The sequence below is a fragment of the Pseudomonas sp. P8_229 genome (assembly GCF_034008635.1).
In the GTDB taxonomy this organism is placed as follows: domain Bacteria; phylum Pseudomonadota; class Gammaproteobacteria; order Pseudomonadales; family Pseudomonadaceae; genus Aquipseudomonas.
On the sequence record NZ_CP125378.1, the window covers coordinates 3,418,857 to 3,441,829 of the forward strand.

General features: G+C 61.2%; 15 protein-coding genes. 12 read left to right on the top strand and 3 right to left on the bottom strand.

The window, feature by feature from the left end; translation table 11 throughout:
• Position 1 precedes the first annotated feature (1 nt).
• Together argS and QMK55_RS15540 are read right to left on the bottom strand one after the other, a co-directional pair.
• On the bottom strand, positions 2–1,738 hold the full coding sequence (gene argS / locus QMK55_RS15535; RefSeq protein WP_320329510.1) for an arginine--tRNA ligase: 1,737 nt from the start codon (positions 1,736–1,738) through the stop codon (positions 2–4).
• Between the two features lie 239 nt (positions 1,739–1,977).
• Complete coding sequence (locus tag QMK55_RS15540; protein ID WP_320329511.1) at positions 1,978–4,197, bottom strand: primosomal protein N'; 2,220 nt, start codon at positions 4,195–4,197, stop codon at positions 1,978–1,980.
• A 288-nt stretch (positions 4,198–4,485) separates the two neighbouring features.
• Here QMK55_RS15540 and rpmE point away from each other — a divergent pair, with 288 nt between their 5' ends.
• The 3 genes from rpmE to QMK55_RS15555 all read left to right on the top strand — a co-directional run bounded on the left by rpmE (position 4,486) and on the right by QMK55_RS15555 (position 6,982).
• A complete protein-coding gene (rpmE, locus tag QMK55_RS15545; RefSeq protein WP_064585593.1) occupies positions 4,486–4,707 on the top strand; it encodes a 50S ribosomal protein L31 in 222 nt (73 codons plus the stop codon).
• A 41-nt stretch (positions 4,708–4,748) separates the two neighbouring features.
• On the top strand, positions 4,749–5,531 hold the full coding sequence (locus tag QMK55_RS15550; RefSeq protein ID WP_320330260.1) for a thermonuclease family protein: 783 nt from the start codon (positions 4,749–4,751) through the stop codon (positions 5,529–5,531).
• 182 nt (positions 5,532–5,713) lie between these two features.
• Entirely contained in the window at positions 5,714–6,982 is a 1,269-nt protein-coding gene (locus QMK55_RS15555; protein WP_102355620.1) for a malic enzyme-like NAD(P)-binding protein, read from the top strand.
• Between the two features lie 266 nt (positions 6,983–7,248).
• On the opposite strand, the gene QMK55_RS15560 is transcribed toward QMK55_RS15555, so the two are convergent.
• The gene (locus tag QMK55_RS15560; RefSeq protein ID WP_371859052.1) at positions 7,249–9,693 is read right to left on the bottom strand and encodes a penicillin-binding protein 1A; all 2,445 of its coding nucleotides are present in this window, start codon (positions 9,691–9,693) and stop codon (positions 7,249–7,251) included.
• Between the two features lie 219 nt (positions 9,694–9,912).
• Between QMK55_RS15560 and QMK55_RS15565 the strand changes: the two genes are divergently transcribed.
• The 9 genes from QMK55_RS15565 to gltB all read left to right on the top strand — a co-directional run bounded on the left by QMK55_RS15565 (position 9,913) and on the right by gltB (position 22,939).
• On the top strand, positions 9,913–10,977 hold the full coding sequence (locus QMK55_RS15565) for a pilus assembly protein PilM (protein ID WP_320329512.1): 1,065 nt from the start codon (positions 9,913–9,915) through the stop codon (positions 10,975–10,977).
• Positions 10,977–11,543 carry a PilN domain-containing protein gene (locus QMK55_RS15570; RefSeq protein WP_320329513.1) on the top strand — a complete coding sequence of 189 codons (567 nt, stop codon included), beginning with the start codon at positions 10,977–10,979 and terminating at the stop codon, positions 11,541–11,543. The genes QMK55_RS15565 and QMK55_RS15570 overlap by 1 nt, the downstream gene beginning before the upstream one ends.
• Positions 11,540–12,163: a type 4a pilus biogenesis protein PilO gene (gene pilO, locus QMK55_RS15575; RefSeq protein ID WP_102355616.1), complete on the top strand. Its 624-nt coding sequence runs from the start codon at positions 11,540–11,542 to the stop codon at positions 12,161–12,163. The genes QMK55_RS15570 and pilO overlap by 4 nt, the downstream gene beginning before the upstream one ends.
• A complete protein-coding gene (locus tag QMK55_RS15580; RefSeq protein WP_320329514.1) occupies positions 12,160–12,687 on the top strand; it encodes a pilus assembly protein PilP in 528 nt (175 codons plus the stop codon). Before pilO ends, QMK55_RS15580 begins: the two co-directional genes overlap by 4 nt.
• Positions 12,688–12,700: 13 nt before the next feature.
• Positions 12,701–14,773, top strand: a complete 2,073-nt coding sequence (gene pilQ, locus QMK55_RS15585; RefSeq protein WP_102355614.1) for a type IV pilus secretin PilQ — start codon at positions 12,701–12,703, stop codon at positions 14,771–14,773.
• 4 nt (positions 14,774–14,777) lie between these two features.
• Complete coding sequence (aroK, locus tag QMK55_RS15590) at positions 14,778–15,296, top strand: shikimate kinase AroK (RefSeq protein WP_024011270.1); 519 nt, start codon at positions 14,778–14,780, stop codon at positions 15,294–15,296.
• Between the two features lie 151 nt (positions 15,297–15,447).
• On the top strand, positions 15,448–16,548 hold the full coding sequence (gene aroB, locus QMK55_RS15595) for a 3-dehydroquinate synthase (protein ID WP_102355613.1): 1,101 nt from the start codon (positions 15,448–15,450) through the stop codon (positions 16,546–16,548).
• A 10-nt stretch (positions 16,549–16,558) separates the two neighbouring features.
• Entirely contained in the window at positions 16,559–18,145 is a 1,587-nt protein-coding gene (locus QMK55_RS15600) for an AAA family ATPase (protein WP_102355612.1), read from the top strand.
• A gap of 348 nt (positions 18,146–18,493) precedes the next feature.
• On the top strand, positions 18,494–22,939 hold the full coding sequence (gene gltB / locus QMK55_RS15605; protein ID WP_102355611.1) for a glutamate synthase large subunit: 4,446 nt from the start codon (positions 18,494–18,496) through the stop codon (positions 22,937–22,939).
• Positions 22,940–22,973 lie beyond the last annotated feature (34 nt).

A 22,973-nucleotide genomic window follows, 5' to 3' on the forward strand; every position in this document is an offset into this window, starting at 1 on the left:
CTTACATGCGCTCCAGAGTTTCCAGGCCCAACAGTTCCAGGCCTTGCTTGAGAGTGCGACCGGTCAGCGCGGCCAGACGCAGACGGCTCTGCATCTGGGCCGGCGTTTCGGCGGCGAGGATCGGGCAGTTCTCATAGAAGCTGGAGAACAGACCGGCGACGTCATACAGGTAGGTGCAGAGAATGTGCGGGGTGCCTTTTTCCGCGACGCTGTTCAGCACTTCGCCGAACTGCGCCAGCTTCGCCGCCAGCTCTTGCTCGTGCGCGGCTTCGAGGACGATCTGGCCATCGACTTCGCTGAAGTCCTTGCCGAGTTTGCGGAATACGCCAGCGACACGGGTGTAGGCGAATAGCAGGTACGGCGCGCTGTTGCCTTCGAAATTCAGCATCAGGTCGAAGTTGAAGCTGTAGTCGCTGGTGCGGTGCTTCGACAGGTCGGCGTATTTCACCGCGCCGATGCCGACGACTTTGGCGATGTTGCGCAGTTCGTCTTCAGCCAGCTCCGGGTTCTTTTCTTTCACCAGGTTGTAGGCACGTTCCTGCGCTTCGGTCAGCAGGTCGATCAGCTTCACGGTGCCGCCGTCACGGGTCTTGAACGGACGGCCATCGGCGCCGTTCATGGTGCCGAAGCCCATGTGCTCCATCTCCATCGGATGGGTCACGAAACCGGCCTTGCGTGCCACGGCGAACACTTGCTGGAAGTGCAGGGCCTGACGCTGGTCGACGAAGTACAGCGCACGATCAGCCTTGAGCTTGCCACTGCGATAGCGCACGGCGGCCAGGTCAGTGGTGGCGTACAGGTAGCCGCCGTCAGCCTTGACGATGATCACCGCCAGCGGGTCGCCGTCGGCGTTCTTGAACTCGTCGAGGAACACGCACTGCGCGCCGTTGCTTTCGACCAGCATGCCAGCGGCCTTCAGGTCGTTGACCACGTTGATCAGGTCGTCGTTATAGGCGCTTTCGCCCATCACGTCGGCCATGGTCAGTTTGACGTTGAGCAGTTCGTAGATCTTCTGGCAGTGCGACAGCGAGATGTCCTTGAACTTGGTCCACAGCGCCAGGCACTCGGCATCACCGGCCTGCAGCTTGACCACCAGGCCACGGGCGCGGTCGGCGAACTCTTCGGACTCGTCGAAACGCTGCTTGGCGGCGCGGTAGAAGTTTTCCAGATCAGACAGCTCGTCGCTGGTGATCGGGTTTTCCTGCAGATACGCCATCAACATGCCGAACTGGGTGCCCCAGTCGCCCACGTGGTTCTGGCGGATCACTTGGTCGCCGAGGAATTCAAGCACGCGAGCCACGCCGTCGCCGATGATGGTCGAGCGCAAGTGGCCGACGTGCATCTCTTTGGCCAGGTTCGGCGCCGACAGGTCAACCACGGTGCGTTGCGCCGGGCCGGCCTTGCGCACGCCCACGTTGGCGTCGGCAAGCGCCGCGTCGAGACGCGAGGCCAGGGCCTGGGTGTTCTGGAAGAAATTGATGAAGCCTGGGCCGGCGATTTCGGCCTTGGTGACGTTTTCGTCGGCCGGCAGCGCGGCGATGATTTTCTCCGCCAGATCGCGCGGTTTCATGCCCGCAGGCTTGGCCAGCATCATGGCGATGTTGCTGGCGAAGTCGCCGTGGGTCTTGTCACGGGCGTTCTCCACCTGAATCGCCGGCGACAGGCCTTCAGGCAACACACCTTCGTTGACGAGTTGGGTGAGGGCTTGTTGGATCAGCTGGCGAATGGTGTCTTTCATGGTCTTCTCTTTCGACCGCAAGCGCGGCGGCGCATCGATGCGCGGGTGGAAAAACTGGGCATTATCCGTTGCGAAGACGGGCTTGCCAACCTTAGCAGGCAGGATGTGGATGTGTGGTGACAAATAGCGCGCTTTCGCGAGCAGGCTCGCTCCCACGTTGGATCTGCGGTGTTCATACATTATGTGTCTGGCATCAATCCCTCGTGGGAGCGAGCCTGCTCGCGAAGGCGATGTTCAGATCAATACAAATCCACGGGATCAACATCCAGCGACCAGCGCACCGCCCGCCCGCTCGGCATCTGTTCCAGCTCCAGCAACCAACTGGCGAGCAGCCGATGCAGCGGCGCCCGCGCCGTCGCTTGCACCAACAGCTGTGCACGATAGCGTCCGGCGCGGCGCTCCATTGGCGCCGGCACCGGCCCGAGCAATTCGATGCCGGTCAGCTTCTGCTCAGTGAGCAAGCGCTCGGCCGCGCTGCAGGCTTCATCGAGAAAGCCTTCGGCCTGCCCCGGCTTGTGCGCTTCGGCGCGCAACAACGCCAGATGTGAAAACGGTGGCAAACCCGCAGCGCGGCGCTCACTCAAAGCCTGCTCGGCAAAGGCGAAGTAACCCTGCTCGGTCAATTGCACCAATAAAGGATGGTCGGCCAGATGCGTCTGAATGATCACCTTGCCCGGCTCTTCCGCCCGGCCTGCGCGCCCGGCCACCTGCACAATCAATTGCGCCATGCGCTCGCTGGCGCGGAAGTCGCCGGAGAACAGCCCGCCGTCGGCATCGAGAATCGACACCAGTGTGACCCGGGGGAAGTGGTGCCCCTTGGCCAACATCTGTGTGCCGACCAGAATGCACGGCTTGCCCTTCTGAATCGTCGCGAACAACTGATTCATCGCGTCCTTGCGCGAAGTGCTGTCGCGGTCGACGCGCAGCACCGGGTAATCCGGGAACAGAATCGCCAGCCGTTCCTCGGCGCGCTCGGTGCCGGCACCCACCGGGCGCAGATCGACCTTGTTGCACTTGGGGCACTGGCGCGGCACGCGTTCGACGTAGCCACAATGGTGGCAGCGCAGCTCGCCATAGCGCTGGTGCACGGTCATCCGCGCATCGCAGCGCGAGCACTCGGACATCCAGCCGCAATCGTGGCACAGCAACGTCGGCGCAAAGCCGCGCCGGTTGAGGAACACCAGCACCTGCTGGCCGGCCGCGAGGGTCTGGCCGATGGCTTGCTGCATCGGCCCGGAAATGCCGCTGTCCAGCGGACGGCTTTTCACATCCAGACGCAAGAAGCGTGGTTGCTTGGCACCGCCGGCGCGTTCGTTGATGCGCAGCAGGCCGTAGCGACCGGTGTAGGCGTTGTGCAGGCTTTCCAGCGACGGCGTGGCGGAGCCGAGGACGATCGGGATGTTTTCCTGGCGTGCGCGCACCAGCGCCAGATCGCGGGCGTGGTAGCGCAGGCCTTCCTGCTGTTTATAGGAGCCGTCGTGCTCTTCGTCGACGATGATCAGCCCCGGGTTCTTCATCGGCGTGAACAGCGCCGAGCGGGTGCCGATAATAATGTCGGCCTCGCCGTCACGGGCGGCGAGCCAGGCGTCGAGGCGCTCGCGGTCGTTGACCGCTGAGTGCAGCAAGGCGATGCGGGCGTTGAAGCGCTGCTCGAAGCGCGCCAGGGTCTGCGGGCCGAGGTTGATCTCCGGGATCAGCACCAGCGCCTGCTTGCCGGCTTCAAGGGTTTCGCGAATCAACTGCAAATAGACTTCAGTCTTGCCACTGCCGGTGACCCCGGCCAAGAGAAAGGCGTGGTAACTGTCAAAGCCGGCGCGGATCGCCTCGTATGCGGCGCGTTGCTCGCTGTTCAGCGGCAACTCCGGTTGCGCCAGCCAGTGCTCATGGCGCACGCCGGGGGCGTGCCGCCGGATCTCCACTTGTACCAGATTCTTGGCCAGCAACAGGTCGAGGCTGTCTTTGCTCAGCATCAGTTTGCTCAACAACTGATGGGCGACGCCGTGCGGGTGTTGCGCGAGCGTCGCCAGCGCTTCACGTTGCCGTGGGGCGCGGGCGATGCGCGGATCATCCAGGCTGGCCCCGGGTGTAATCGACCAGAAACGTTCCTGACGGGCCTCGGCCAGTTCGCCCTGACGCAGTAGCACCGGCAGTGCCCAGCTCAATGTGTCGCCGAGGCTGTGCTGGTAATACTGCGATGTCCACAGGCACAGCTTGAACAGTGCTGGCGGCAGCGGCGGCTCGGTATCGAGCAGGGCCAGCGCCGGTTTGAGTTTCTCCGCCGGCACTTCGCTGGTGTCCGTGACCTCGACCAGAATCCCGATCATCTCGCGTCGACCGAATGGCACCCGCAGGCGCATGCCTGGCTGCAACTGGGCACGCAGCACCCCGACCGGCGCTCGATAGTCGAACAGGCGGCGCAGGGGCGAAGGCAGGGCGAGGCGCAGAATGGCGTCGGGCACGCGGGGGGTCTCGATCAACAGGCGATTAAAAGGACTGCGTACATAACTTGTGGGAGCGAGCCGGCTTGCGAAAGCGGTGTGTCAGGCGGCTGATATGCTGGTTGATAGATCGTCTTCGCGAGCAGGCTCGCTCCCACAGGGACAGCGCAATGGGCCGGGAGCCTAGCAGACGGTCGGTCTCAGGGACAGCTTGCGCGATTGACATTGTCTGGTAGAATCCGCGGCCTAATTACGTGCGGTATTCAACAATAGTGTTGGGTGGCGGCACGCTAGCCTGAGGAATACACCATGAAAGCCGATATCCACCCGAATTACCCAGAAATCGCTGTTACCTGCTCGTGCGGTAACAAGTTTGAAACTCGTTCGACCTTCGGCAAAGCCCTGGCGATCGACGTTTGCAACGAATGCCACCCGTTCTACACCGGTAAGCAGAAGACTCTGGACACCGGCGGCCGCGTGCAGAAGTTCGCAGACCGTTTCGCTACTTTCGGCGTTGGCAAAAAAGCCTGAGGCTGATCATTTTGGAAGGTCGTTTCGACTTCTCCAGACTGATGAAAAAGGCGTCCCTTGCGGGCGCCTTTTTTGTGTCTGCGATTTGGCTGTCCGGTGCACAGGCCTTTTGCCCGGCACCTGCGGGACTGACCAGCGTTGCCGTGCAGCGCGTAGTCGATGGCGACACGCTGCGCCTGAGCGATGGGCGCAGCGTACGGATGATCGGCCTCAACACACCTGAACTGGGCAAGCAGGGCCGCAGCGACGAACCCTTTGCGGTGGCGGCACGCAAACGCCTGCAAGCGCTGGTGGATGCCAGCGGCGGACGCGTCGGTTTGCTGCCCGGCAAGCAAGCCAAAGACCATTACGGCCGTACGCTTGCGTATATTTACAGCGCCAGTGGCGCCAATCTCGAAGCGAAAATGCTCGCCGATGGCCTCGGTTTCCAGGTCGCAGTCGCGCCGAATGTCGATCTTGTTGCCTGTCAGCAAGCCGCCGAACGCAGTGCGCGAAAGGCCGGGCTGGGCCTCTGGCGGCAGTCACCTGTACTGAAAGTGGAGCAGATCCAGCGCTCGGGTTTCGCCGTGATCAGTGGGCGTGTGAGCAAGGTTCAGCGCAATCGCGGCGGAATCTGGATCGAGTTGCAGGGCTTGCTTGTACTGCGCGTTGCACCCAATCTGGTCGGACAATTCGACAATGCCCGTTTGCAGGCGCTGAAAGGCAAGCAGATCGAGGCTCGTGGCTGGATCGTCGATCGTTCGCGGCGCGGTGGACTGCAATCCGGTCAGTCACGTTGGCTGCTGTCGCTGACCGATCCTTCGATGTTGCAAGTGCTGCGCTAAAGAAAATTGTAGACATTTTTTCTATCGATTGTGAACAGTCAAGCCCTTGTGCGCCGTGGCTCTTGGCCCAAAGTCGTAGGACAGGGCGCTTGACAGGGGTGACTGCTCAGTCTTGTGGGGACTTTGCGAGGCGCGTATCCTCGCTGACCAGTCTGTCCAACAGTAAAAAGCGGAATGCCAAAATGTCTGATCTGAAAACTGCCGCTCTCGAATATCATGCCAATCCTCGTCCAGGGAAGCTGAGTGTCGAGCTCACCAAGGCCACTGCTACCGCCCGCGACCTGTCGCTGGCCTACAGCCCCGGCGTAGCTGAACCAGTGCGTGAGATCGCCCGCGATCCTGAACTGGCCTACAAATACACCGGCAAGGGCAACCTGGTTGCAGTCATTTCCGATGGCACCGCGATTCTCGGTCTGGGTAACCTCGGCCCATTGGCTTCCAAGCCAGTGATGGAAGGTAAAGGTGTGCTGTTCAAGCGCTTCGCCGGCATCGACGTGTTCGACATCGAAGTCGACTCCGAAAGCCCGCAAGCCTTCATCGACACCGTAAAACGTATCTCCATCACTTTCGGTGGCATCAACCTGGAAGATATCAAGGCACCTGAGTGCTTTGAGATCGAACGCGCTCTGATCGAGCAGTGCGACATTCCGGTATTCCACGATGACCAGCACGGCACCGCGATCGTGACCGCTGCGGGCATGATCAACGCCCTGGAAATCGCCGGCAAAACCCTGCCGGAAGCCAAGATTGTCTGCCTCGGTGCCGGCGCTGCGGCCATCTCCTGCATGAAGTTGCTGGTGAGCATGGGCGCGAAGATCGAAAACATCTTCATGGTTGACCGTACCGGCGTGATTCACTCCGGCCGTGACGACTTGAACCAGTACAAAGCCGTGTTCGCTCACGCGACCGACAAGCGCACCCTGGCTGATGCTCTGAAAGGCGCTGACGTGTTCGTCGGCCTGTCGGGCCCGAACCTGCTGAGCGCGGAAGGCCTGCTGTCGATGGCGGCCAACCCGATCGTCTTCGCCTGCTCGAACCCGGATCCGGAAATCTCCCCGGAGCTGGCGCACGCCACCCGCAACGACGTGATCATGGCCACCGGTCGTTCCGACTACCCGAACCAGGTCAACAACGTACTGGGCTTCCCGTTCATCTTCCGCGGTGCCCTGGACGTTCGCGCCAAGCGCATCAACGAAGAGATGAAAGTGGCTGCGGCCAACGCCCTGCGTGAACTGGCCAAACTGCCAGTGCCTCAGGACGTGTGCGATGCTTACGGCGGTGCGCCGCTGGAATTCGGTCGTGAGTACATCATTCCGAAGCCAATGGACAAGCGCCTGATCACCCTGATCTCCGACGCTGTGGCCAAGGCCGCGATCGAGACGGGTGTGGCAACCCTGCCGTATCCGAAGAACTACCCGCTGAAAAGCGTGGATGACGTGTTCAACGGCTAAGTTGTTGTAGCGCTTCAACTGAAAGCCCCGGCTCGTGAGAGTCGGGGCTTTTTTGTGCCTGTGTGATTTGTGGTGTTCTTCAGTGCCCCTTCGCGAGCAAGCCCGCTCCCACAGGAATCTGGGGGTGTACATGAAGTGTGTGAATACTGCAAAACCCTGTGGGAGCGGGCTTGCTCGCGAAGAGGCCGGCCCAGGCCATACAAAACCGATAGGCAATAAAAAGCCCCGCACTTCTCTCGAAGGCGGGGCTTTTCAGTGGCAGTGGATCAGAACAGGTCGATCGGCGCCTGCTCATCCGCTGGCAGCGGGCTACCTGGCGCAGTGCCATTGCCCAGCTCATTCACCGACGGCGGGGTGTCTTCAGACTTGAACAGCTCAAAGTACGCGCCCGGTGTGCTTGGCGTTGCCGCGCGACCGCTGGCCGGATCCACCCGCAGGCTGAGGATGCCTTCCGGCTCAGGCTGCACGTGCGGCGGCTTGTCCTTCAGCGCAGCCGACATGTAGTTCATCCAGATCGGCAGTGCCACGGTGCCACCGAACTCGCGGCGACCGAGACTTTCCGGCTGGTCGAAACCGGTCCACACGGTGGTCACGTAATCGGCGTTGTAACCGGAGAACCACGCATCCTTCGATTCGTTGGTGGTACCGGTCTTGCCTGCGATGTCGCTGCGGCCCATGGCCAGTGCGCGGCGACCGGTGCCGAGCTTGATCACGTCCTGCAGCATGCTGTTGAGGATGTACGTGGTGCGGCCATCGACAATCCGCTCGGCCACGGCCGGTGCCTGTGGCGCGGCGGCAGCGCCCGGGGCTTCACCCGGTACTGGCGCGGCGTTGACGGTGATCGGCTGAGACGCCGGCGCGGCAAGGCCATCTGTGGCCGAGCTGCCCTGTGGCACGGTCGGCGGGTTGGCGACGAACAGCGTGTCGCCGTTACGGCTTTCGATCTTGTCGATGATGTACGGGGTGATCTTGAAGCCGCCGTTGGCAAAAGCACTCCAGCCGGTGGCGATTTCCATCGGGGTCAGAGTCGCGGTGCCCAGGGCCAGCGACAGGTTCGGCGGCAGATCCTGCTTGTTGAAGCCGAAGCGGGTGATGTAGTCGATGGTCTTGCCCACGCCCATCGCCTGCAGCAGGCGGATCGACACCAGGTTACGCGACTTGTAAAGCGCTTCGCGCAGACGGATCGGACCGAGGAAGGTGTTGGTGTCGTTCTTCGGCCGCCAGACTTTGTCCAGGTACTCGTCGACGAACACGATCGGGGCATCGTTGACCAGGGTTGCGGCGGTGTAGCCGCTGTCCAGCGCAGCGCTGTAGACGAACGGCTTGAAGCTCGAACCTGGCTGACGTTTGGCCTGCAGGGCGCGGTTGTAATTGCTCTGCTCGAATGCGAAGCCGCCGACCAGCGAGCGAATCGCGCCGTTCTGCGGATCCAGCGATACCAGCGCGCCTTGCGCCTGCGGGATCTGGCTGAACTTCAGCGAGTTGTTCGGCTGACGCTGTACGCGAATCAGGTCGCCGACCTGTGCCACATCCGACGGCTGACGCGGTGCGGCGCCCATGCTGTTGGTATTGAGGAACGGGCGCGCCCATTTCATGGTGTCCCAGGCAACGTGCTCTTCGCCGGTACGGGTCAGCACCTGCAAGCCATTCTTGTCGACCTGAGTGACGATGGCCGGCTCCAGGCTGCTGATAGTGCGCTGCTTGGTCAGCTCGGTCGCCCATGCCTCGTGGGTCTTGCCCGGCAGGCGCGACTCGGGGCCGCGGTAGCCATGACGCTGGTCGTAGGTCATCAAGCCTTCGTGCAGGGCGGTGTTGGCCATTTCCTGCAAGTTGCTCGGCACCGTGGTGGTGACGCGGAAACCTTCGGTATAGGCGTCGCTGCCGTAGCGGCCGACCATTTCGGCGCGGGCCATTTCAGCAATGTACGGCGCGTTCACTTCCGGGGTCGGTACGTGGTAGCTGGCGTTCAGCGGCTCGTTGATCGCAGCGGTGTAGTCAGCCTCGGAAATCTTCCCGAGCTTGTACATGCGGCCGAGGATCCAGTCGCGACGTTCCTTGCTGCGTGCCGGGTTGGCCAGCGGGTTGAAGCGCGACGGGGCTTTCGGCAGGCCGGCGATCATCGCCATCTGCGCCAGGCTGATGTCGCGGATCGACTTGCCGTAATACACCTGCGCCGCCGCCTCAATGCCGTAGGCACGGTTGCCCAGATAGATCTTGTTCACGTACAGCTCGAGGATCTCGTCCTTGGTCAACTGCCGTTCGATCTGCAGGGCCAGGAGGATTTCCGTGGTTTTGCGCGAGAAGCTGCGCTCGCTGGTCAGGAAGAAGTTCTTCGCCACCTGCATGGTGATGGTGCTGCCGCCGGACTGAATGTGTCCGCTTTTGACCAGTTGGGTTGCGGCACGCATCAGGCTGCTCGGATCGACGCCATAGTGGTTGGCGAAATTGTCGTCTTCAGCACTTAGTAACGCATTAATGAAATTGGGCGGAATGTCGGCGAAACGGATCGGAGTACGGCGCATTTCGCCAAATTCTGCGATCAACTTGTTGTCGCTGCTGTAGACCCGCAGCGGAATCTGCAACTGAATGCTTCTCAGCGCCTCCACAGACGGCAAACCCGGACTAAGGTAAAGAAACGCGCCGCTGAGACCTAAAAGCAGTCCGCAGAAAACGGCGACGATGGACCAACCGAAAAATTTCAGCAGACGAATCAAGGCTTTTGGACATCCAGGGCAAAGAATGAATTTGGCGACAGGGTTCCGGTAACACACAGAACAGCCTGGGCCGGCAGTAAAAAGCGGAAAAAAACGCTGGGCATTATAAGCACTTTTCTGCTGGGGGCGTCATTTGCGCTTCTGTCAAGACGGGGTGAAGGAACGCAATGCGTATTACAGAGTCCGTAACTCACGGAAAGTCATAGGGAATTGGTAGTGCTGGGACTCTTCAATAAAAAGACCAATATGTTACTGGGGATCGACATCAGCTCCACGTCGGTGAAGCTGTTGGAGCTGAGCCGCCAGGGCGAGCGCTATCGGGTCGAGGCCTATGCGGTGGAACCGCTGCCGCCCAATGCCGTGGTCGAAAAGAACATCGCCGAACTCGAAGGTGTGGGTCACACCTTGTCCCGGGTGCTGGTCAAGGCGCGCACCGGGCTCAGGAGCGTGGCGGTGGCAGTGGCCGGTTCTGCGGTGATCACCAAGGTCATCGAAATGGACGCCGGGCTGACCGACGACGAGCTGGAAAACCAGCTGAAGATCGAAGCCGACCAGTACATTCCCTACCCGCTGGACGAAGTCGCCATCGATTTCGAAGTTCAGGGTGTGTCGCCGCGCAACCCGGAACGGGTCAACGTGTTGCTCGCCGCCTGCCGCAAGGAAAACGTCGAAGTCCGCGAAGCGGCGCTGGCGCTGGCGGGGCTGACTGCGCGGGTGGTCGATGTCGAGGCCTACGCACTGGAGCGCTCATTCGGTCTGCTAGCCACCCAGTTGGCGGCCTCGCAGGAGCGCCTGACGGTCGCGGTGGTGGACATCGGCGCGACCATGACCACCCTCAGCGTGCTGCACAACGGCCGCATCATCTATACCCGCGAGCAACTGTTCGGTGGTCGGCAACTGACCGAAGAGATCCAGCGTCGCTATGGCCTGACCGTCGAGCAGGCCGGACTGGCGAAAAAGCAGGGTGGCCTGCCCGACGACTATGTCAGCGAAGTCTTGCAGCCGTTCCGTGATGCGCTGGTGCAGCAGGTGTCGCGTTCATTGCAGTTTTTCTTTGCCTCCGGGCAGTACAACGCCGTCGATCACATCCTTTTGGCCGGTGGCACGGCGTCGGTGCCAGGGTTGGATCGCCTGATCGAGCAACGGCTGGGCACTCCGACTCAAGTCGCCAATCCGTTTTCCAATATGGCCTTGAGCAGCAAGGTCAACGCGGGGGCCCTGGCCAGTGATGCGCCGGCCTTGATGATCGCCTGCGGGCTCGCGCTCAGGAGTTTCGACTGATGGCGCGGATCAACCTTCTCCCCTGGCGTGAGGAGCGCCGCGAAGAACGGCGCAAACGCTTCCTGCTGATCCTGATCGGGGTGTTCGTCGGTTCGGTGGGCGCGGTGTTCATCGCCAATCAGATATTCAATACCGCCATTGAGCGGCAGGCAGCGCGCAATGCCTACGTCGGCAAACAGATTGCCGTGGTCGACGAGCGGATCAAGCAGATCAGCGAACTCAAGGCTCGGCGCCAACAGTTGGTCGAACGCATGCGCATCATCCAGGACCTGCAGGGCAACCGGCAGATCAGCGGGCGAATCTTCGATCAACTGGCGCGCACCCTGCCGGACGGCGTGTATTTCACCAGTGTGAAGCTGGTGGGCAAGACCCTGACCATCAGTGGTGCGGCCGAGTCCAACAATCGGGTTTCGGAGTTGATGCGCAACCTGGATGCCTCCGACTGGTTTGACGCACCGAGCCTCAACGAGGTGAAAGCGACGACCGCCGGTCAGGTGGATCAGGCCAACGTCTTTCAGTTGACCGTCCGTCAGACTCAGCCAGCAGCCGTGGAGGGCGAAAAATGAAACCGTCCGAATGGCTGCAGGGTTTGCGCAACATCGACTTCAACGATCTGGACACCAGCAACATCGGTTCCTGGCCGGCCGCAGTGAAAACCATCGCCGGGGCGTTGCTGGCGGTGCTGGTGTTGGCACTTGGCTATAACTTTTTCATCAGCGACATGGAAAACCAGCTTGAAGCCAAGCGTCAGGAAGAAGACACCTTGAAGGAACAATTCGCCAGCAAGGCGCACATGGCCGCCAATCTGGAGCTGTACACCCAGCAGATGAAGGAGATGGAGAACTCCTTCGGCGTGCTCCTGCGGCAATTGCCCAGCGACACTGAAGTCCCCGGTTTGCTGGAGGACATCACCCGTACCGGATTGGGCAGCGGCCTCGAATTCGAAGAGATCAAGCTGCTGCCGGAAGTGACCCAGCCGTTCTACATCGAATTGCCGATCCAGATCACCGTCACCGGGGCCTATCACGATCTTGCGACCTTCGTCAGTGGCGTCGCGGGGTTGCCACGGATCGTCACCTTGCACGATTTCGAGCTGGCCCCCGCCAACCCGGACGGCGGCACGAAGCTGCGCATGAGCATCCTCGCCAAGACTTACCGCTATAACGACAAGGGGCTGGAAAAATGACCCCGATGCGTTATTTCGCCCTGTCTATGGTGCTGGTGGGGCTGAGCGGTTGCGGCAGCAATGATGAGTTCAGCGACCTCGACGCTTACATGAACGAGGTGCGTCTGCGACCGGCGGGGCGGATCGAGCCGACGCCAACTTTCCATTCCTACCCCACGTTCACCTACAGCGCGGCCAACCTGCGCAGCCCGTTTTCGCGTCAGGTGCGGGTCGATCTGGCTGGTCAGCAGCGCGGCGCGCGTAACGTCAAACCCGACCCGAACCGGGTCAAGCAATACCTCGAAGGTTTCAACATCGAGCAGTTTGAAATGGTCGGCACGATCTCCAATGCCTCCGGCTCCTTTGCCCTGTTGCGTGGGGCGGGCGGGGTGCATCGGTTGAAAGTCGGCGACTACCTGGGGCGCAACGACGGGCGCATCGTCGCCATCAGCGCCACTCAGGTCGATGTGGTCGAGATCGTGCCCGACGGCGAAGGCGCCTGGCTGGAACGTCCGCGCACCATTCCTTTGAAAGAGCACTCATAGTGGAAGTCGAACAATGAACAGGATTTTCTCCACCCTCGGTTTTTCGCTATGGATAGCGCTGCTTTCACCGATGGTTCTGGCGGCCAGCCTGAAGACGCTGGATGTGGCGGCATTGCCCGGCGACCGCGTCGAGCTGAAGCTGTCCTTCGACGGCCCGCCCCCACAGCCCAAGGGCTACACCACCGAGTCGCCGGCACGAATCGCGCTGGATCTGCCGGGTGTCGCCAGTCAGCTGACGAGCAAGACCCGCGATCTGGGCAGCGGCAACGCACGCAGCGCCACGGTGGTCGAGGCCAATGATCGCACGCGATTGATCATCAACCTGACGCAGCTTAGCCCTTACACTTTCCGGGTCGAGGGCAACAATCTGTTCGTGGTGGTCGGGCAGGGCGCCAAGCCTGCTGCACCACGTCCGGCCGCTGTTGCGCCACGGCCAGCCGCAGCTCCGGCGAAGGTTTACGCGCCTGTCGCCAAAGCCATTCGTGGCGTCGACTTCCAGCGCGGCACCGCCGGGGAGGGCAACGTAGTTATCGACTTGTCGGACCCTGCCATCGCCCCGGACATCCAGGAGCATGACGGCAAGATCATCCTCAGCTTTGCCCGCACCCAGTTGCCCGACCGACTGCGGGTGCGCCTCGACGTCAAGGATTTCGCCACCCCGGTGCAGTTCGTCAACAGCGCCGCGACCGGCGATCGCGCGATCATTACCATCGAGCCCAGCGGCACTTTCGACTATTCGACCTACCAGACCGACAACAAGCTGACTGTCAGTATTCGCCCGATGACGGTCGATGACCTGCAAAAGCGCAATGCTGAACGCCAGGCCTACAGTGGCGAAAAACTCTCGCTGAATTTCCAGGACATCGACGTACGCTCGGTGCTGCAACTGATCGCCGACTTCACCAACCTCAATCTGGTGGCCAGCGACACGGTGCAGGGCGGCATCACCTTGCGCCTGCAAAACGTACCGTGGGATCAGGCTCTGGACCTGGTGCTGAAAACCAAGGGGCTGGATAAACGCAAGATCGGCAACGTGTTGCTGGTGGCGCCGGCTGACGAAATCGCTGCCCGTGAGCGTCAGGAACTGGAGTCGCAGAAACAGATCGCCGAACTGGCTCCGCTGCGCCGCGAGCTGCTGCAAGTGAACTACGCCAAGGCGGCGGACATCGCCAAACTGTTCCAGTCGGTGACCAGCGCCGAAGCGAAAATCGACGAGCGCGGCTCGATCACCGTCGATGAGCGGACCAACAACATCATTGCCTACCAGACCCAGGATCGCCTCGACGAGCTGCGACGGATCGTGGCGCAGCTGGATATTCCAGTGCGCCAGGTGATGATCGAGGCGCGAATCGTCGAAGCCAACGTCGATTACGACAAGAGCCTGGGCGTGCGCTGGGGCGGTTCGATCCAGAACAAAGGCAACTGGAACACGTCCGGGGTCAGTAACGGCTCCTCGACAACCATTGGCACGCCGGGCAGCACCAGCACCAACTCGCCATTTGTCGACATGGGCACGGTCGGTAATACCTCTGGGATCGGCATCGCCTTCATCACCGACAACGTGCTGCTCGATCTTGAGCTGACGGCGATGGAGAAAACCGGCAACGGCGAAATCGTCTCCCAACCCAAAGTGGTCACCTCCGACAAGGAGACCGCGAAGATCCTCAAGGGCACCGAGATTCCGTATCAGGAAGCCAGTTCCAGCGGCGCGACTTCGGTGTCATTCAAGGAGGCGTCGCTGTCGCTGGAAGTGACGCCGCAGATCACCCCCGACAACCGCATTATCATGGAGGTCAAGGTCACCAAGGACGAGCCGGACTACCTGAACAAGGTGCAGGATGTGCCGCCGATCAAGAAGAACGAGGTCAACGCCAAAGTGCTGGTGAACGACGGCGAGACCATCGTGATTGGCGGTGTTTTCTCAAATACTCAAAGCAAGGTCGTAGATAAGGTGCCATTTCTTGGCGATGTGCCGTATCTTGGCCGCCTTTTCCGGCGTGATGTGGTTTCGGAGAAAAAATCCGAGCTGCTGGTATTTCTCACTCCGCGTATCATGAATAACCAGGCGATTGCTGTGAGTCGTTGATTCTGTGCGAAATTTGATTCTTGTAGGACCGATGGGCGCTGGAAAAAGCACCATCGGCCGGTTGCTGGCCAAAGAGCTGCGCCTGCCGTTCAAAGATTCCGACAAGGAAATTGAACTGCGCACGGGCGCCAATATCCCGTGGATCTTCGACAAGGAAGGCGAGCCCGGCTTTCGTGACCGTGAGCAGGCGATGATCGCCGAGCTGTGCGCGTTCGACGGCGTGGTGCTGGCGACCGGCGGCGGTGCGGTGATGCGCGACGCCAACCGCAAGGCCCTGCACGAAGGCGGGCGGGTGGTGTATCTGCACGCCTCCGTCGAGCAGCAGGTCGGCCGTACGTCGCGTGATCGCAACCGTCCTTTGCTGCGCACCGCCGATCCGGCGAAGACTCTGCGTGACTTGCTCGAGATTCGCGATCCGCTCTATCGGGAGATCGCCGATCTGGTGGTGGAAACCGACGAACGGCCGCCGCGCATGGTGGTGCTCGACATTCTCGACCGTCTGGCACAGCTTCCACCCCGTTAAAGCGCCGCCGTAAATGCGTTATCCTCGGCGTCCTGCCACCTCCGTCGAGGTTGTGGCGGATGGCGTGCGAGCGGCGTCACATCAGCTAAAGGTCGCGGACATCCAATAATTCAAGGCAGGACGCCTGCTTCCATCTTCACTGTGGGGACACATGCAGACACTCAAGGTCGATTTAGGCGAGCGCAGCTACCCGATTCATATTGGCGAAGGTTTGTTGGATCAGCCCGAGTTGCTGGCGCCGCATATCCATGGGCGGCAAGTAGCAATCATCTCCAACGAGACCGTTGCGCCGCTCTATCTCGAACGTCTGACCCAAAGCCTTGCATCGTTCTCGGTGATTTCCGTGGTGCTGCCGGACGGCGAAGCCTTCAAGAACTGGGAAACCCTGCAACTGATCTTCGACGGCCTGCTGACCGCCCGTCATGACCGCCGCACCACGATCATCGCCCTCGGTGGCGGGGTCATCGGTGACATGGCCGGTTTCGCCGCCGCCTGCTACCAGCGCGGCGTCGATTTCATCCAGATTCCTACCACGCTGCTGTCTCAGGTCGACTCGTCGGTGGGCGGCAAGACCGGCATCAACCATCCGCTGGGCAAGAACATGGTCGGCGCGTTCTACCAGCCGAACGTGGTGCTGATCGATACCGCGTCCCTGAAAACCCTGCCGGCGCGTGAACTGTCGGCAGGCCTGGCGGAAGTCATCAAGTACGGGCTGATCTGCGATGAACCGTTCCTGACCTGGCTCGAAGACAATGTCGACGCCCTGCGTGCGCTGGACCAGAAAGTCCTGACTTACGCCATCGAGCGCTCCTGCGCAGCCAAGGCTGCCGTGGTCGGCGCCGATGAGAAGGAAACTGGCGTACGCGCCACGCTCAACCTCGGCCACACCTTCGGCCACGCCATCGAGACCCACATGGGCTATGGTGTCTGGTTGCATGGTGAGGCGGTCGCTGCTGGCACCGTGATGGCGCTGGAGATGTCCGCGCGCCTGGGCTGGATCAGCGAGCAGGAACGTGATCGCGGCATTCGTCTGTTCCAGCGTGCCGGTCTGCCGGTGATTCCGCCGGAAGAAATGACCGAAGCCGATTTTCTCGAACATATGGCAGTTGATAAAAAAGTGATCGACGGTCGTCTGCGCCTGGTGCTGCTGCGCCGGATGGGCGAAGCGGTGGTGACCGCCGATTATCCGAAAGAGGTTCTACAGGCCACGCTGGGAGCGGATTACCGCGCTCTGGCTCAGCTTAAAGGTTAATAAGATTCCGATGACTAGTTTGCATGCCGACGAGGCGTTCCTCGGCCATTTCCAGTTAAGTCACGACCCGTTCGCGCCGCGGGTGCCGGGCTTCAAATTCTTCCCGGCCCAGCGCAAGCCGGTGCTGGGTCAACTGCACCACCTGGCGCGTTACAGCCAGTTGCTGCTGGTGGTCACCGGCCCGCAAGGCAGCGGCAAGACCCTGTTGCGCCAGGCACTGGTGGCCAGTACCAACAAGCAATCGGTGCAGAGCGTTGTAGTGTCGGCCCGTGGTGCAGGCGATGCCGCCGGCATCCTGCGGCAGGTCGCCCAGGCGCTGAACGTGGCGCAGGCCGAGGTCGGTGCGATTCTGGCGCAAGTGGTACAGCTTGCTCTCACGGGTCAGGAAGTCTATCTGCTGGTGGACGACGCCGAGCAACTTGATGAATCTGCGTTAGAAGCGCTGATGGCGCTGGGCGCCGGTGCACCGGAAGGTCGTCCGCACGTGTTCCTGTTCGGTGAGTCGTCGCTGATCGCTCAGCTGGAGGCTCTGCATCTCGAGGAAGAGCGCTTCCACGTCATCGAATTGCAGCCGTATACCGAAGAGGAAACCCGCGAATACCTCGACCAGCGGCTCGAAGGTGCGGGCCGGGGTGTCGAACTTTTCACCGCGGATCAGATCTCTGATATTCACGAAAGCGCCGAGGGTTGGCCTGGCAACATCAACCAGGTTGCTCGCGATGCACTGATCGAAGTCATGATTGCCAGCCGCTCTGCGGTGAAGCGTCCAAGTATGGGGTTCAACATGCCGAAGAAACACGTATTGGCGATTTCCGCTGTCGTTGTGGTCGCGGTCGCCGCTGCCTGGCTGATGCCGGGTCGCAACAAGGCACCAACCACCGGCGCACCCGCCAACGAACAGGCACAACTGCCGTTGGGTCAGGGCGCCAAGGGTGGCGCGCCGAACGTCGAGTTCGCCGGCAATACCCAGCCAATGCCGCTGCCGTTGGTCGGCAACTCGCAGCCGGTCATGCGTGGCCCGTTGGCTGAAGCCGCTGGTGGCATCACCGAAGGTGACGACGGCGTGCCGCTTGAAGGCTCCAGCGCTACGCCGCCGACCGTCACCACCTCCGCACCGCCGGCAGGTGTTCCGGCCGGTCCGGCACCGACCCCGGTTCCGGTGCCAGCAGCCAAGCCGACTCCAGCGCCGACTCAGATCGCTACGGCCAAACCCGCTCCGGCTCCAGCGGCAAAACCTGCTCCTGCGCCGGCCAAACCCGCTGTAGCAGCCAAACCGGCCGAGAAACCGGTTACCGTCGCCAAAGCCGCCGGTGGCAGCTGGTACGCCGGTCAGCCGACCAGTAACTACGTGGTGCAGATCCTCGGCACCAGCTCCGAAGCCGCCGCACAGAATTTCGTCAAGGAGCAGGGCGGCGAGTACCGTTATTTCAAGAAAGTCCTCAACGGCAAACCTCTCTACGTGATCACCTACGGCAACTTCGCCAATCGTGATGCAGCCGTTTCTGCCATCAAGGCCTTGCCAGCGAAGGTTCAGGCTGGTAAACCTTGGCCTCGCACTGTCGCCAGCGTCCAACAGGAACTGGCAACAACTCGCTGAAGATTCGGCGGCCTTACCCAGGCCGCCTCTCCAAGCACCTCAAAATTTCTACACGTGCGCGCTTCCTTCCAGGTCGCGTGCCTTGTGGTGTCTGCGTCACAGTAGTCTTTGAGTCGTTGCAGTCAGAATTAAAAAAGTTTTGACTAGCACAGCAGATCGCTTTAAACCTTTCACAAATGCGACATGGATTTGCGACATTTCGTCGTCAAATTTGTGAGCGTCTGTGTCGCTGTGTACAATGACCACCCTTTTGCCCCGCTAAGCCGGCGTACGTTCGGCGCGGAATGCAAGTGGTTGAATTGAAAAGAAATTTGCCTCGAAAAGAGGCAGCCTGGTGAGAAAGTGTCTATGAAAGCAGGTCTGTACCAACCAGATGAATTCAAGGATAACTGCGGTTTCGGCCTGATAGCCCATATGCAGGGCGAGCCCAGTCATACCCTTTTGCAAACGGCCATTGAGGCCCTGACCTGCATGACCCACCGCGGTGGGATTAATGCCGACGGCAAGACCGGTGACGGTTGCGGTCTGCTGATTCAAAAACCCGATGCCTTCCTGCGTGCCATTGCCCAGGAAACCTTCAGCGTCGAGCTGCCCAAGCAATATGCCGTGGGCATGGTCTTCTTCAACCAGGATCCGGCCAAGGCCGAAGCCGCTCGCGAGAACATGAACCGCGAGATCCTCGCTGAAGGCCTGCAACTGATCGGCTGGCGCAAAGTGCCGATCGACACCAGCGTCCTCGGCCGCCTGGCCCTTGAGCGCCTGCCGCAGATCGAGCAGGTGTACATCGGCGGTGAAGGCCTGAGCGATCAGGACATGGCGGTCAAGCTGTTCAGCGCCCGTCGTCGCTCGTCGGTGGCCAACGCCGCCGATACCGACCACTACATCTGCAGCTTTTCGCACAAGACCATCATCTATAAAGGCCTGATGATGCCGGCCGACCTGGCCGCGTTCTATCCGGACCTCGGTGATCAGCGCCTGCAAACCGCGATCTGCGTATTTCACCAGCGCTTTTCCACCAACACCCTGCCGAAATGGCCGCTGGCTCAGCCATTCCGCTTCCTCGCCCACAACGGCGAGATCAACACCATCACCGGCAACCGTAACTGGGCACAGGCCCGTCGGACCAAGTTCACCAACGATCTGATGGATCTGGAAGAACTCGGCCCGCTGGTCAACCGTGTCGGTTCTGACTCATCGAGCATGGACAACATGCTTGAACTGATGGTCACCGGCGGCATCGACCTGTTCCGTGGTGTGCGGATGATTATTCCGCCTGCGTGGCAGAACGTCGAAACCATGGACCCGGATCTGCGTGCGTTCTACGAGTACAACTCGATGCACATGGAACCGTGGGATGGCCCGGCCGGCGTGGTCATGACCGACGGTCGTTACGCGGTGTGCCTGCTTGACCGTAACGGTCTGCGTCCGGCGCGCTGGGTCACCACCACCAACGGTTTCATTACCGTTGCTTCGGAAATCGGCGTCTGGAACTACCAGCCGCAAGACGTGATCGCCAAGGGCCGTGTCGGTCCGGGCCAGATCCTCGCCGTGGACACCGAAACCGGGCAGATCCTCGACACCGACGCGATCGACAACCGTCTGAAGTCCCGTCATCCGTACAAGCAATGGCTGCGCAAGAATGCCCTGCGCATTCAGGCGACCATGGAAGACAACGACCACGGTTCGGCGTTCTACGACGTCGATCAGCTCAAGCAATACATGAAGATGTATCAGGTCACGTTCGAAGAGCGTGATCAGGTGCTGCGTCCGCTCGGCGAACAGGGCTACGAAGCCGTCGGTTCGATGGGCGATGACACGCCGATGGCCGTGCTGTCGCAGCGTGTACGCACGCCTTACGATTATTTCCGCCAGCAATTCGCGCAGGTCACCAACCCGCCGATCGACCCGCTGCGTGAGGCAATCGTGATGTCGCTGGAAATCTGCCTCGGTGCCGAGCGCAACATTTTCCAGGAGTCGCCGGAACACGCCTCGCGCGTGATCCTCAGCTCGCCGGTCATTTCCCCGGCCAAGTGGCGCTCGCTGATGAACCTCGACCGCCCGGGTTTCGAGCGGCAGATCATCGACCTCAACTACGACGAAAGCGTCGGCCTCGAAGCGGCGATCCGCAACGTCGCCGATCAGGCTGAAGAAGCCGTGCGTGCCGGTCGTACCCAGATCGTCCTCAGCGACCGCCATATCGCGCCGGGCAAACTGCCGATCCACGCATCCCTGGCGACCGGTGCAGTGCACCACCGCCTGACCGAAAAAGGCCTGCGCTGCGATTCCAACATCCTCGTGGAAACCGCGACCGCACGCGATCCGCATCACTTCGCGGTGCTGATCGGTTTCGGCGCCTCGGCGGTCTATCCGTTCCTGGCCTACGAAGTGCTGGGTGACCTGATCCGTACCGGTGAAGTGCTGGGCGACCTCTATGAGGTGTTCAAGAACTACCGTAAAGGCATCACCAAAGGCCTGCTGAAGATCCTGTCGAAGATGGGCATCTCGACCATCGCCTCCTATCGCGGTGCGCAGTTGTTCGAAGCCATCGGCCTGTCCGAAGAAGTCTGCGAGCTGAGCTTCCGTGGCGTGCCGAGCCGAATCAAGGGCGCGCGCTTCGTCGACATCGAAGCCGAGCAGAAAGCACTCGCCACCGAAGCCTGGAGTCCGCGCAAGCCGATCCAGCAGGGCGGTTTGCTGAAGTTCGTCCACGGTGGCGAATATCACGCCTACAACCCGGACGTGGTCAACACCCTGCAAGCCGCCGTGCAGCAGGGCGACTACGCCAAGTTCAAGGAATACACCTCGCTGGTGGACAACCGTCCGGTGTCGATGATCCGCGACCTGTTCAAGGTCAAGACTCTCGACACACCGCTGGACATCAGTGAAATCGAACCGCTGGAATCGGTGCTCAAGCGCTTCGACTCCGCCGGTATCTCGCTGGGCGCCTTGTCGCCGGAAGCTCACGAAGCCCTGGCCGAAGCCATGAACCGCCTCGGTGCGCGTTCCAACTCCGGTGAAGGTGGTGAAGATCCGGCGCGTTACGGCACCATCAAGAGCTCGAAAATCAAGCAGGTTGCGACTGGCCGCTTCGGCGTAACCCCGGAATACCTGGTCAACGCCGAAGTGCTGCAGATCAAGGTCGCCCAGGGCGCCAAGCCGGGCGAGGGCGGACAACTGCCGGGCGGTAAAGTGAACGGGCTGATCGCCAAGTTGCGTTACGCAGTACCGGGCGTGACCCTGATTTCGCCACCGCCGCACCACGACATCTATTCGATCGAAGACTTGTCGCAGCTGATTTTCGACCTGAAGCAGGTCAACCCGAAGGCACTGGTTTCGGTGAAGCTGGTGGCTGAAGCAGGCGTCGGCACCATCGCCGCCGGTGTAGCCAAGGCCTACGCGGACTTGATCACCATCTCCGGCTACGACGGTGGCACCGGTGCTTCGCCGCTGACTTCGATCAAATACGCGGGCGCACCGTGGGAACTCGGCCTCGCCGAAACCCACCAGACCCTGCGCGGCAACGACCTGCGCGGCAAAGTCCGGGTGCAGACCGACGGCGGCCTGAAAACCGGCCTCGACGTGATCAAGGCTGCAATCCTCGGCGCTGAAAGCTTCGGCTTCGGTACCGCGCCGATGATCGCGCTGGGCTGCAAATACCTGCGTATCTGCCACCTGAACAACTGCGCCACCGGCGTTGCGACGCAGAACGAGAAGCTGCGCAAGGATCACTACATCGGTACCGTCGACATGGTGGTGAATTTCTTCACCTACGTCGCCGAAGAAACCCGTGAGTGGCTGGCCAAACTCGGCGTGCGCTCCCTCGAAGAACTGATCGGTCGCACCGATCTGCTGGAAATCCTCGAGGGCCAGACCGCCAAGCAACACCACCTGGATCTGACCCCGCTGCTGGGTAGCGATCACATTCCGGCGGACAAGCCACAGTTCTGCGGCGTTGAGCGCAACCCGCCGTTCGACCAAGGCCTGCTGGCCGAGAAAATGGTCGAGATGGCTTCGCCGGCGATCAACGACATGAGCGGCGCCGAGTTCGATCTGGACATCTGCAACTGCGACCGTTCGATCGGCGCGCGGATCTCCGGCGAAATCGCCCGCAAGCACGGCAACCAGGGGATGGCGAAAGCGCCGATCACCTTCCGCTTCAAGGGCACTGCCGGTCAGAGCTTCGGCGTGTGGAACGCCGGCGGTCTGAACCTGTACCTGGAAGGCGACGCCAACGACTACGTCGGCAAAGGCATGACCGGTGGCAAGCTGACCATCGTGCCGCCGAAAGGCAGCGTTTATAAGACTCAGGAAAGCGCCATCATCGGCAACACCTGCCTGTACGGCGCCACGGGCGGCAAGCTGTTCGCCGCCGGCACTGCAGGTGAGCGTTTCGCCGTGCGTAACTCCGGTGCCCACACGGTTGTGGAAGGCACTGGCGATCACTGCTGCGAGTACATGACCGGTGGTTTCGTCTGCGTTCTGGGCAAGACCGGTTACAACTTCGGCTCTGGCATGACCGGTGGTTTCGCCTATGTGCTCGATCAGGACAACACCTTCGTTGACCGGGTCAACCACGAACTGGTGGAAATCCAGCGGATCAGCGGCGAGGCGATGGAAGCCTATCGCAGCCACCTGCAAAACGTGCTGAACGAGTACGTCGCGGAAACCGACAGCGAGTGGGGTCGTGAACTCGCCGAAAACCTCGATGACTACCTGCGCCGTTTCTGGCTGGTCAAACCGAAGGCGGCGAGTCTGAAATCTCTGCTCTCCAGTACTCGTGCGAGTCCGCAATAACGGCGCAGCTGCAAGCCACTGGCTTCAAGCGGCA

What these genes read in the sequence shown, in the direction of transcription:
- QMK55_RS15570 (WP_320329513.1), top strand. Translation starts at nt 10,977, where the DNA reads ATGGCGCGGATCAACCTTCTCCCCTGGCGTGAGGAGCGCCGCGAAGAA.
- gltB (WP_102355611.1), top strand. Translation starts at nt 18,494, where the DNA reads ATGAAAGCAGGTCTGTACCAACCAGATGAATTCAAGGATAACTGCGGT.
- QMK55_RS15580 (WP_320329514.1), top strand. Translation starts at nt 12,160, where the DNA reads ATGACCCCGATGCGTTATTTCGCCCTGTCTATGGTGCTGGTGGGGCTG.
- argS (WP_320329510.1), bottom strand. Translation starts at nt 1,738, where the DNA reads ATGAAAGACACCATTCGCCAGCTGATCCAACAAGCCCTCACCCAACTC.
- QMK55_RS15555 (WP_102355620.1), top strand. Translation starts at nt 5,714, where the DNA reads ATGTCTGATCTGAAAACTGCCGCTCTCGAATATCATGCCAATCCTCGT.
- pilO (WP_102355616.1), top strand. Translation starts at nt 11,540, where the DNA reads ATGAAACCGTCCGAATGGCTGCAGGGTTTGCGCAACATCGACTTCAAC.
- QMK55_RS15550 (WP_320330260.1), top strand. Translation starts at nt 4,749, where the DNA reads ATGAAAAAGGCGTCCCTTGCGGGCGCCTTTTTTGTGTCTGCGATTTGG.
- QMK55_RS15600 (WP_102355612.1), top strand. Translation starts at nt 16,559, where the DNA reads ATGACTAGTTTGCATGCCGACGAGGCGTTCCTCGGCCATTTCCAGTTA.
- rpmE (WP_064585593.1), top strand. Translation starts at nt 4,486, where the DNA reads ATGAAAGCCGATATCCACCCGAATTACCCAGAAATCGCTGTTACCTGC.
- pilQ (WP_102355614.1), top strand. Translation starts at nt 12,701, where the DNA reads ATGAACAGGATTTTCTCCACCCTCGGTTTTTCGCTATGGATAGCGCTG.
- aroB (WP_102355613.1), top strand. Translation starts at nt 15,448, where the DNA reads ATGCAGACACTCAAGGTCGATTTAGGCGAGCGCAGCTACCCGATTCAT.